Genomic DNA, 11,541 nt, shown 5'->3' with positions numbered 1-11,541 from the left:
GACAGCGCCTCCACTCAGCCCTCGGGTACCGTACGCCTGAGCAGGCCGAGCAGCGCTGGGCAACGTAACCTCCGTGTCCACAAAAACGGGGGAGGATCAGGGCCGCGCTCGCACGCACGGACGAGATTCTCGCCCGCTGCCGCTTCTCGCTCGACGCGTTGACCTACAGCTACCCGACAGAGGAGGCGGCCAACGGCACCTCGGCGCAGGACCGCTTGGAGGCGCTGACCTGGGCGGGGGCGGCCGAACGATACCCGGACGGTCTGCCTGACGCGGTCGCCGCGCAGATCCGTCACGAGCTGACACTGATCGAGCGGTTGGCCTATGCGCCCTACTTCCTCACCGTTGACAGCATCGTCCGCTTCGCCCGTGGACAGAACATCGTCTGCCAGGGCCGCGGCTCGGCCGCGAACTCGGCGGTGTGCTTTGCGCTCGGCATTACCAGCATCGACCCTGTGCGGCAGGGGCTGCTGTTCGAGCGGTTCATCTCGGAGACCCGCAACGAGCCGCCAGACATCGACGTCGATTTCGAGCATGAGCGCCGCGAGGAAGTGATCCAATGGATCTACGCGACCTATGGCCGCCACCGCGCCGCTTTGTGCGCCACCGTGATCCGCTACGGCGCACGCGGGGCGGTGCGCGAGGTCGGCAAGGCGCTGGGCCTGCCGGAGGACGTGACCGGCGCGCTCGCCGGCCTTGTCTGGGGCTGGTCGACGGACGGGGTCGGCGAGCAGCACGCGGTCGAGCTCAACCTCAACCTGGAAGATCGCCGGTTGCGGCTGACGCTGGATCTGGCCCGCCAGCTCATCGGCACGCCGCGCCACCTCGGCCAGCACCCCGGCGGCTTCGTGCTGACGCTCGGCCGGCTCGACGAACTCTGCCCGGTCTGCCCGGCGACGATGGCCGACCGGCAGACGCTGGAATGGGACAAGGACGACATCGAGGCGCTGAAGTTCATGAAGGTCGACGTGCTCGGCCTCGGGATGCTCGGCTGCCTGCGCCGGGCGTTCGGGCTGCTCGCCCGGCACCGGCCGGGCGCGCCGACCGAGCTCGCAGCGATACCCGCGGAGGACGGGGCGACCTACGCGATGATCCGGCGGGCGGATACCGTGGGGGTGTTCCAGATCGAGAGCCACGCGCAGATGGCGATTCTGCCGCGCATGAAGCCGAGGACGTTCTACGACCTTGTCATCGAAGTCGCCGTCGTGCGCCCCGGCCCGATCCAGGGCGACATGGTCCACCCCTACCTGCGCCGCCGTGAGAAGAAGGAGCCGGTGACCTACCCGACCGAGGCGCTGCGCCGCGTGCTCGAGAAGACGCTGGGGGTCCCGCTGTTCCAGGAGCAGGCGATGCAGGTGGCCATCGTGGCTGCCGGCTTCACGCCGTCCGAAGCCGACCAACTGCGCCGGGCCATGGGCACGTTCAAGGTCACGGCGGGCGTATCGAAGTTCCGCGACAAGCTGATCGCCGGCATGGTCGGCAACGGCTACGATCTGGCCTTCGCCGAGCGGACTTGTCTGCAGCTCGAGGGATTCGGCAGCTACGGCTTCCCGGAGAGCCACGCCGCCTCGTTCGCGCTGATCGCCTACGCCTCGTCCTGGCTGAAGTGCCACCATCCGGACGTGTTCGCGTGCGCCATCCTCAACGCGCAGCCGATGGGCTTCTACGCGCCCGCACAGCTCGTGCGCGATGCCCTCGACCACGGTGTGCCGGTCCGGCCGGTCTGCGTGAATGCGTCCGAATGGGACTGCACCCTAGAGCCCGCGGGCGGGCGCTTCCTCGCGGTACGCCACGGCCTGCGCATGGCCCGCGGCCTGTCCGAGGCCGACGGCACCCACCTCGTCGCGGCGCGGCCGGCAGGCGGGTATCGCAGCGTCGAGGAGCTGTGGCGGCGCGCGGGCCTGGCCGTTGGCGCCTTGCGCCGGTTGGCGGCGGCGGACGCGTTCCAGTGCCTCGGTCTCGACCGGCGCGCGGCCCTGTGGGCAATCCAGGGTTTAGCCGACCGACCGCTCGACCTGTTCGCAGCCGCCGACGCGCGCGACGGGGAGCTGCGTCCGGAACTCGTCGAGCCAGCTGTCACGCTCGCGCCGATGAGCGCGGGTCGGGCGGTGGCGGAGGATTACCGCGCCACGGGCCTGAGCCTGCGCGGGCACCCGCTCGGCTTCCTGCGCGGCGACCTCGAAGGGCAGGGCTACCGATCATGCCGGGTGCTTGATGCCGCTCGCCACGGCCGGAGTGTCACACTCGCGGGGCTGGTGCTGATGCGTCAGAAGCCGGGCTCGGCGAAGGGGACGATGTTCATCACGCTGGAAGACGAGACCGGTATCGCCAACCTGATCGTTCGGCCGGTGGTGTTCGAGCGCCACCGCCGCCTGATCCTCACCGCTGGGCTGCTGGGGGTGCGGGGTCGCGTACAGCGGCAGGGCCTCGTCGTGCACGTGATCGCCGAGAGCCTGGTCGACTTCACGGGGCTGCTGCGGCGGGTCGGCGAGCGAGATTCTGGTGTGCCGGCGTTCCCGGTGCCGGTCGGCCGCGGCGACACGGTTCGGGGCGGTGGAGGGTCGGACCGGCGCGAGGCGGAGGGGCCGAGGCCGCGCTCGCGCGACATCTTTATCCACGACCTCGCGCTCGGTTCGGGCCTCAAGGTGCTGTCGCGAAACTTCCGATGATCAATCTGGTCTTCAAAATCTGGTGCCTGGCGCCCACTCCGGAGGCAGACTGCAGCCCCAAGCTGGGTCTGTTGCGGGCGGCAAGCCGCTGTTTCGTCTGATCGTCGCGCCGCGCGGATGCGGGACACCCATGGACTTACAGTCCCGGACAACATCACCCTGCTGCCGCTGCCGGCGTGCGCCCCGGAATTCAATCCAATCTGAAACATCTGGCAGCACCTGCGAGACAACGGGCTCGGCAGCCAGGTCTTCGCCTCTCACGACGACACCGTCGACCAGTGCTGCCGCGCCTGGAACAACCTCATCGAGCGGCCCTGGATGGTCATGTCCATCAGACTGCGTGACTGGGCCTATCAGCTATGATCAACGCCGGTTGGTATCACAACGCCCGGCGGCTTCTGCCACAGCTTGCTTGAGGCATGCATTCGAGTCCGTCGCGTCCAGCGGGTCGATGTGACGGTAGAGGACCTGCTCTCAGCTCACGAGACGACGGCTATCGCTCAGTCCTGTCGTTCGTTGATCCGAGGCCAGCCACACCGCGCGAAGGCTGTGTCGGTGCGCTCACCAAGTGCGCGCCGCTCGACGAGGATTGCCGCCCAGATTGCAGCGGTGTCGCGGCCCTGCAGCGATGCCAGGGGATTTGCCTGTGCTCGCTCTTGAAGCTTGGTTTGTTCCTGGCTCATGCATTTCCTGCCCGGTTTTCTTGTGCAGCCGACTACTGTGCCGGCGGCGGAGCTGCCAGCCTCTTTTGTGAGCAGTACCGAAGCAGACAATCAGGCCGGCTCGGGCGCAATGACCGGAGCTGGCCGCAAGCGGTCCGTCCGCTTCGGGCCTCAAGGTGTGGGTAAGCGGACATTCTGCGCGGCTCAGGTGAAGGCCTCAAAGGACCCCTTCCGGACCTTCAGGACGGCTCAGAAGAGCGACTGTTTGGGACGAAAAAGCGGGCCATTATCGAGCGGACCGCGTGCGCTCGTGTCGCCTATCCCATAATGCGAGCCCTCGATGCCGTTCCGGTCGAGAGGCTGAGCACGTTGGCCGCATCGCCCGGCAGGTGGATCGGCAGGCCTGCTGTAATACTTCTACCTCTGAGCACTCCAGAATCTTTCAACTAAGGAAATCTGGCCTCAGTAGCCCCGTTTGTCCACTTTACTAACTTGTCGGTGCTGCGTAATTTCTACTCCGCCGGTCCCAGTCGGATTGTTTCTACGGAAATGGTCTTGCCGTAATTCGTTGTCACCGAGATGATGACGCGAAGTGGCATCCATCGGGTCCGTTGATCCAGAGGTCCGGCCTCAGACGCAGGCGGTCGTCCAAGGCTGGGCAAGCCCAGTCCTGTCTCAGCAGCCCGTGAAGCCCCCGACTCCGGCATGCTCACGGGCAACAGGCGGATTTGATAAGAGCAGCCATCTGCAATACCCCGGCGGCCTCCAGCCTGAACATCGGCTGCATTTAGCACTTCGGCCAGTAGTGAGCGAACGACACGCTCTGCGATAAGTCTCTCCTCGACGGCACTGAGGCCATGTCTCGACTGCACGAGACTGCGCTGAACAGCGACGCCGAGAGCGGCCACGATCGCGAGCGCGGCCATAGTCTCGATGAGCGTGAATCCGGCGCGGCCACAAAGGCGTCCCTGTAATCCGATAGACCATGTGGCAAAGATCGTTGCTTCAGGCGCCGCTCTTCTCGCCAGCTTGAGAAACGGGCCTTGCTTAGGATGCCTCGTACGGGCCCGGACCACGATCCTTCCGACCCGGCGCAGGATACGATGTACCGGGCTTCGAGCCGGTGATGCCTGCGTCTGTCGCGACAGCCTCATTCTCGGCCAATCACACCCGCTGTGGTCCGCTGCCCGTCGATACCGAGTGACGTGATTGCGTAGGGGCCCGCTTTACCCGGAACGCGGTACTCGTAGGGTCGCCCCCAGGGATCGGTCGGGACCGAGTTCTGCTTCAAGTAGGGTCCGCTCCAACTTGCCGCGGAGCCGGGGCGTTGCACCAAGGCTTGGAGGCCTTCGCTCGTCGTCGGATAGCGCCCGTTGTCGAGGTAGAATAGGTCGAGGGCAGAGGCGAAGGACTCGATCTGCAGCTTTGCCGTCCGCTCGCGTGAGCTCGACAAGTAGCCGAGCACGCGCGGCCCTGCGAGGCCCATCACGAGACCGAGGATCACTAGGACTACAAGAAGCTCGACGAGGGTGAAGCCGCCGCGAACGTCACGCGCTCCGTATCGCGGCATCGCGCGGGCTGGCGAGGCTGAACTTGCTGCGAAAAGGCAGAGCAATTGGGCTGCCGGCTGAAGTCTTTTCATGGGACACCTCATACGAGAAGATCGTTGATGCTCATCAGGGCGGTCATTACCGAGATGATGAGCCAAGCGATGAGGAGACTGACGAGGACCATCACAGCGGGACCTACCACGGCGATTACGCGGCCGAGGGCAGCGTCGAGCTTGGCCTCGTAGAAGGTTGCGACGCGAGCGGCGCTGTCCGCGAGTTCGCCGGCCTCCTCGCCCACTCGCAGCATCTGAACGACGTGGCGTGGGAATAGCTCATGGCGCGCGAGCGCTTCGGACAGGCGCTGGCCTTGGCGCACGTCGGCGGTGACTCGACCAAGGGCTGTGCTCGCGCCCGGCAACCGGATGACGCCGCGAATGAGGCGGAGAGCCGTCGAGATGTCGATCCCGTTCCGCACGAGAATCGCCAGTGTTCGGCAGAACGTCACCGTAAGCTCGTGGGCCAAAACGGTTCGGGCGACCGGCAGGTGGGCAAGCACCGCCAGCCAGACTCCGCGTTCGCGTCCGATCCGCGCGACGAGCACGCCGAGACCCAGGAGAGCGACGGCGGCGACGCCGATGTCGTCGAGGTTCCGATTCAGGAAGGCTGACATATTGAATACGAGAAGGGCCGTCGGATCGATCCTGTCTCGGAAGCCCTGAAGCGCGACTTCGAATTTTGGGATCAGGTAGATCAGCACGAAGCCCAGCACAGAAAGCGCGGCACCGACCAGAAACAGCGGGTATGCGAGGGCAGAGGTAAAACGTCGCCGCAACTGCTCGCTCCGCTGGCGCTCGCCTGCGAGGCTCGACAGAGCTTCCTCCAGCCGGCCTGCCGCCTCGGCGACCTCCACCATCTTGACGTAGAGCGGCGGGAACAGCCGTGGATGCCGGGCGACGGCCCGGGACAGGCTGTTGCCCTGGCTCAGCGCGACGTGCAGGTCTTCCAACACCCGCACCAGCCAGCGCCGATCCTCCAGCTGCGCCAAGATGACAAGACCTTCGTCAAGAGCGACGCCACCCCGAAGCAGCATTGATAAGTCGAGGGTGAGCGCCGTGATCTCGGCTGGACGCGGCTCCGGTGTGAGGCGAGCGCGCCACCCCAGCCGACCAAGATGCGCAGAGACATTGCGTTTGATCGTCACCGGCACGCAGCCGATCTGCTCAAGCTGCGCTTGGACCTCGGACGACGTCTCGGCGTCTATTGACCCAGACAGCACACGGCCATCGGGATCAAGCGCAAGGTAGTCAAAGCTCGACATCACAGGAGCAACGGTGTCGCGGCCAAGAGCCACGCAATCCAGAGAGCTGGCGCGAGGAGCGCCCCGAAGGCGATCTGATCCTCAGTCACGAGCACGCCTCGGGCTGCGCCGAGATGGAGACGGGCAAGGCCGACCAGCACGAGGCCCGCAAGGCTCGCGCCCAGCACGCTCCAGGCAAAGTCAACGGTTCCGACGAGGATCCCACCAGATACCGCTAGCTTTACGTCGCCAAAGCCTATCCCGTCTCGGCCGCGGCGGCGAAAGTAGACCTCGCGCAACCCCAGCAGAGCACCGGCGCAGACGAAACCGTCGAGCGACGCAGCGGCGAGAATCCATTCCGGGGCGTCGCCTCGCAGCACGCCGGTGTACAGACGCGAGACGAGCCCGAGGAGGCCAAGCCCGACCAAGGCTTCGTCAGGGATCGTCATGTCGGCAAGGTCCTGCCAAGCGATCTGCGCGGCGACAAGGCCGAGGCCCAGGGCGAGGAGGAGCGCAGCGGCCGAGCCCGGTCCGCATTGGGCGATCATCGCCGTGTCTGCGATCGTAGCGGCCAGCACCCACTGCCCTAGAAAGGGATCGTGTCGGCTTTCAGGAGGCCACGAGTGAAGATCGGGCTTCATGGCTTGTAGACCGGAGCTTGCGGCCGTGCACCGCGCTGCACACCGGCATCGAGGAGCCGGCCACGATAATCTTCTGCGACGTGCTGCGCGTCGCGACCGCCGCGCACCACGACGGGACGGATGAAAACCACCAGCTCGGTGCGCTCGGCCGCGTTGTCAGTGGAGCTAAACAGCGCTCCTACATTCGGCAGGCGACTGAGGAACGGAATGCCGTCACGCTCTCGCTGACGCTTGTCGCTGATGAGCCCGGCGAGCAGCACGGTTTGGCCATTGGCGACCGATATCGTACTCGCCACTCGCCGCTTCGAGATCGTTGGTGTCAGCGTGTCGGCCGCGGCCACCACGGCCGAGATCTCCTGCTCGATCAGCATGGTGACGGCGTCGTTCTGGCCGATGCGCGGGATTACGTTGAGGATGATGCCGGTGTCACGGAATTCTACCTGATTGATCAGCGGCGCGTTAGGAAGGTCGACGCCCTGTGCCTGGCGCGTCGTGATCGGCACCGAGTCGCCAACCTGTAGTGTGGCCGGCTGGTTTTCCAACACCACCAGCGAGGGTGAGGAGAGAATCTTCACGTCTGTGAACCCGTCCAGCGCCGAGATCACGATGTCGGGTCCTGAATAGCCACCTACCAGGAAGTTGAAGCCGGAAGCGGTCGGCTTAAGAGCCCGGCCCGCCCCGGCTGCAGCTGCGCTCACAAGACCGAACGACCCTTTATTCTTGCCGAGCCCAATCCGGCTACTATCGAGGAAGTACTGCACCCCATATTTCAGCTGATCAGTGAGCTTCACCTCGGCGATGGTGACATTGACGGCGACCTGCAGGGGCGTGGCATCGAGCCGGCGCAACGCCGCGTGGATCTTTTCGTAGGTCTCCCCATCCGCGTAGGTGATCACCGAATTGTTTGATGGGTCGACGCTGATCGCCGCGCGCCGGGCGGCGCTCTGCTGCGTCAGGTCGATCATGCCCCCGCCCGCGACGCCGTCGGTCGTGCCGCTCGCAAAGACATTATCTCCGAAGGCCGAGGCGAAGCGCGCCTTTAGGAGATCTGTGCCGCTGGACGAGGCCGGGGACGACGCCGATGCGCCGCCTGATCCATTGGAGCCGGGCCCCATCACATTGAGACCGCCCGTCCCGGCGTTACCGAGACCAGTACCGGGTGCGCCTCCATTCGAGCCTGGTAGGGCCGAACGTCCCGACATACCCGCGGTGTTTGGCATTGTCGTACCGCCGAGGCCCCCTTGACCGGTACCAAACAGGCCGTTGACGACACGCGCCAGTTCCCGGGCGTCGCGGTAACGTGCCTTGTAGATGAAGACGTTCTCCTCCGCCCGGTCGGCCTTGCCGTCGAGCTTGCGGATGAAGGTCTCGGCCCGCCGGATCAGATCCGGATTTTTCGACATAGCCAATACCGATCGCAGCCGCGATATCGGTTTGAACTGGATCAGACCCGATCCCACCCCGTTCTCACCTGTGTCGAAGAGCTGAGTAAGTTCGGCCACGACCGCCTCAGGACGGGCGCGGCGTACCTCGAATAGGCTGACCGACTGCCCGCGCATCCAATCCGCATCGAAGGCCAGGACAGCGCTGACCACCTCCTGGCGCTTCTGGGCTGGCCCCTTAATAATCACGGTGTTTCTTGCCGTGTCGAAGCGGAGCCCCTCGGCATCGGTAACGAAGCCCGAGGCGAGGCGAGACATCACGCCGGCTGAGACGTAACGCAGGGGCACAACCGAGACGCCATAGCCAGGCTGCGCGTTTGTGCCGACCTGGACCGAGCCGCTACCGAGAGCGGTGGGTGCGATGAGAAACCCGGTGCCGGTGCGGGTCAGGGCGAACCCCTGTGCAGCCAGCACGGTCTCAAGGGCAGTGAGCAGCTCTGTTCTATTGAGGGGGCGCGGCGACGATATCGTGACCTGCCCCGGAAGCTCGGCGCCCAGTGTGTAATTGAGTCCGAGGGTCGTGTTCAGGATAGTATGGACCACATCTTTCAGGTCGGCCCGTTCAAAGTTGAGCCGGTAACCGCCCCCGGTCGGCTCTCCGCTCCCGAGGTCGAGCGGCTCAGATGGTCCTGTCGGCAGGGCGGCGGTCGCCTCGATTTCCTCAGGCTGGAAATGGAAGCTCTGTCCGGCGCGCCGATCTGGCGGGACAAGGGCCCGCGGTTGGTCGCTATGCTCGCTCTGCGGGACCTTGCGTAGCGCCCGCGCACGGAGGTCCGCAGGTATCCCAGGCCCCGTCAGGGCCGCACGCGAGAGGTCGTCTGCCCTGACCGATCCAGACAGAGCGAACAGGCCGATGCAGGCTAGCGCCGTCCGGCGGATGTGCGCGCTCATCATAGGACCATCGCCATGGGCAGGATCCGAACCGCAAGCTGCCGTGGGAGACGGCATTGTAGGATTGCGGCGTTCGGCAAATCTGTTTCGAGGCAATGTGCTGAATTTGAGACAGAATATTCAGAGTCATTCAGTTCCGTACGGAAAAAACTTCTGCATTCAAGCGAATGTGCCGCATATTTTATTGTACAAATCCGGACGAAGCGTGCAATGCAGCGACTGGGAGGCGGCGCGATCATTGGTCGGCCTCGGAGACGTTCTGTACGGCCACGCGGTCCTGTGGAAGCTTGCTAGCGAAAAGAGCGTAAGCCTTCGCTTCCTCGCCCACGCGAAGTAGAAGGCGCGCCGGACCGATCTCGCTGACCCGCCAGCCATCAACTATGTCGCCGACCCGCAGGGTTCGACTACGCCCCTCACCCGTCCGCCGCACCATTGCCATCGCGGCGTCAGTACCCGCCACTATCCCGACGAGGCGCAAGTCCGGGGCGGCTGACACAACGGGCTGGGGAGTTGGAGGCAGCACGGCCGCGACCAAAGCTGGTTGCGGCGGTGGAGGCGGACGACGGGAGGGGGAAAAGAGTGGGCGTTCCCGCGCAGCGCCTCGTTCAGCGAGATGCTGATCTCCAACTCCGGGCGCAGCATCCCTCACCAGCGGAGCCGATTCGGGTCGGGGCTGCGGGTTGGCCCTCTGCGCGGACGGGAATAGGATTTCGGCCAGGGAGCCGGACTCTGCTCGGACGCCCGCCGCAGAGCCGATCATGATCCCCAAAGCAATGGCGAAACGATGCATCACGGGCTCGGCTCCCGTTGGTAGGCGCGCACCGCCATTACTACGCGGAGCGTCGGATCGACATCGCCCGCCTCCTCCTTCCGGCGATCGCTCTGCTGCAGGCTCAGTGTCTCGACGGCCAAGAATGGGATGCTCGCTTCGGCCGCTGCGAGAAGGTCCAAGAGAGCGGCCTGGCGACTTTCGAACGTGACTTGCAGGACCAAACTGTTGGCGAGGCTGGTCCCCGCTTCGTCTGCTTTCACTGTGAGGAGATGGCCGCCCGACTGCTCGACGAGATTAACAAGGCGTCGTTGCAACTCGGCAGCCGCGAGGCTGGCATGGGACGCGGCGAGATAGATTGACTCCCCGTCGGTCTGCGCTGCTGGCGCCGAAGCCTCGCCGCTGCGCAGGCGCGCTTCAATCTGCGCAATTTGTTGCGCGCCCACTGTGGCCTGAGTCGATGCGTCCGACCAGCGCAATAGGTTTTGGACAATGAGCAAGACGAGCAGGAAGGGCAGTCCGACAAAGACGCCCCAGGCGAGAACTGGGACCCATCGAGTACGCTGGGACCGAAGCCAAGTCACGGCTGTGCTCCCGTGCGCGATCCGCGCATCGCGACGATCTCGAAAACGTCCCGCCTGCCTGCGTCGCGGGTGACAGGTGCACCAAAGCGCACGCCACTAAGGCCTGCCTCCGCCTCAAGCAGCCCGACCAGGGCGGACGCATCGGACGAGTGCCCAGCAAGCCGGACACGGTCCGGCGCGATCTCAAGTTCTCGCAGGACGGTGTGATCGGGAAGCGCGGCGCTCAGCCGATCAATAAGGGCACTCGGACTTTGTTCGTGGCGTCTAGCTTCAATCAAAGCTTGTGTGCGGTCAGGCACCACCTTCCGCTCCTGCCGGATGCGGAGGTTCAGGACGGCAAGACGCGCCTCCACGACCTGTGCATCCTCTTCGGCCACGCTGACGAACCAGAACGAGCCGGAAGCTGTCAGCGCCAGAGTAAATAACAAGACTAAGACGGCTTGGACGACGTGGCGGCGCAGGCGCACTGGGGCCGAGGCTGCACGCCCTTTGTACAAGTCGATGCGCAGGGGCCGGTCGAGGGGATCGCCGGCGCTACCAAGCCCCGTCGGGACTAGCCCGGCCGCTTCGACTTGGGCAAGGATCGGGGCGAGTCGACTCGCACTGGTAGCCATGAACTGAACCGCGATAGTACCGCCCGTCGGCTGCGCCTCGGCCTCGAAGCCGTACAGGACATCGTCTCGACGCCAGGGCGTCAGGCGTTCGAGGCTGTGATCGAGGATTGGCCGTAGGTAGTCGCGCCCAGCGTTCGGCAGATTCACTGTGCGGTGGTAGAAGTGCCCGACCGGTAGGCGCAGCTCAAGCGCGTGGCCCGCCATGTTGGCGGGCGCCCGATCCCCCGCGCCGAGGCGGCCCAAGGATGCGATCCGACCCCGGCCGCAGACGCGGTAGAGTCTGATCCCGTCGGATTCAACAACCGCCACGTCGCGAACGCGACGCCCAAGCCACGCCCCAACTGGCGCGAGTGTCGTCAGGAAGGAGTCGAGAAGCGCAGAGACGCACTCTCCGATCGCCATCAGGGCTGCTACACGCCTGA

General features: G+C 65.3%; 8 protein-coding genes and 1 pseudogene. 1 reads left to right on the top strand and 8 read right to left on the bottom strand.

The window, feature by feature from the left end; genetic code table 11:
* Positions 1-92: 92 nt before the first annotated feature.
* Positions 93-2,669 (top strand): annotated as a pseudogene (locus tag WDW90_RS23295) (error-prone DNA polymerase); the annotation flags it as partial.
* A 500-nt stretch (positions 2,670-3,169) separates the two neighbouring features.
* On the opposite strand, the gene WDW90_RS23285 reads toward WDW90_RS23295, so the two are convergent.
* From WDW90_RS23285 to WDW90_RS23255, 8 genes are all read right to left on the bottom strand, one after another.
* Positions 3,170-3,352 carry a hypothetical protein gene (locus tag WDW90_RS23285; protein ID WP_336489842.1) on the bottom strand — a complete coding sequence of 61 codons (183 nt, stop codon included), beginning with the start codon at positions 3,350-3,352 and terminating at the stop codon, positions 3,170-3,172.
* A gap of 491 nt (positions 3,353-3,843) precedes the next feature.
* A complete protein-coding gene (locus WDW90_RS40795) occupies positions 3,844-4,485 on the bottom strand; it encodes a prepilin-type N-terminal cleavage/methylation domain-containing protein (protein WP_431311106.1) in 642 nt (213 codons plus the stop codon).
* On the bottom strand, positions 4,482-4,901 hold the full coding sequence (gene gspG / locus WDW90_RS23280) for a type II secretion system major pseudopilin GspG (RefSeq protein WP_336489841.1): 420 nt from the start codon (positions 4,899-4,901) through the stop codon (positions 4,482-4,484). Before gspG ends, WDW90_RS40795 begins: the two co-directional genes overlap by 4 nt.
* 80 nt (positions 4,902-4,981) lie before the next feature.
* Positions 4,982-6,199 carry a type II secretion system F family protein gene (locus WDW90_RS23275; protein WP_336489840.1) on the bottom strand — a complete coding sequence of 406 codons (1,218 nt, stop codon included), beginning with the start codon at positions 6,197-6,199 and terminating at the stop codon, positions 4,982-4,984.
* Complete coding sequence (locus tag WDW90_RS23270) at positions 6,199-6,819, bottom strand: prepilin peptidase (RefSeq protein ID WP_336489839.1); 621 nt, start codon at positions 6,817-6,819, stop codon at positions 6,199-6,201. Before WDW90_RS23270 ends, WDW90_RS23275 begins: the two co-directional genes overlap by 1 nt.
* Positions 6,816-9,155, bottom strand: a complete 2,340-nt coding sequence (gene gspD / locus WDW90_RS23265; protein WP_336489838.1) for a type II secretion system secretin GspD — start codon at positions 9,153-9,155, stop codon at positions 6,816-6,818. The genes WDW90_RS23270 and gspD overlap by 4 nt, the downstream gene beginning before the upstream one ends.
* 786 nt (positions 9,156-9,941) lie before the next feature.
* Positions 9,942-10,505 carry a type II secretion system protein GspM gene (gene gspM, locus WDW90_RS23260; RefSeq protein WP_336489837.1) on the bottom strand — a complete coding sequence of 188 codons (564 nt, stop codon included), beginning with the start codon at positions 10,503-10,505 and terminating at the stop codon, positions 9,942-9,944.
* Positions 10,502-11,323 carry a PilN domain-containing protein gene (locus tag WDW90_RS23255; RefSeq protein WP_336489836.1) on the bottom strand — a complete coding sequence of 274 codons (822 nt, stop codon included), beginning with the start codon at positions 11,321-11,323 and terminating at the stop codon, positions 10,502-10,504. The genes gspM and WDW90_RS23255 overlap by 4 nt, the downstream gene beginning before the upstream one ends.
* Positions 11,324-11,541: the final 218 nt, after the last annotated feature.

It is taken from the genome of Methylobacterium nigriterrae (genome assembly GCF_037106235.1).
GTDB lineage: Bacteria > Pseudomonadota > Alphaproteobacteria > Rhizobiales > Beijerinckiaceae > Methylobacterium > Methylobacterium nigriterrae.
Note: the sequence above shows the minus strand (reverse complement) of the source record. Positions and strands in the feature narration are given on the sequence as shown.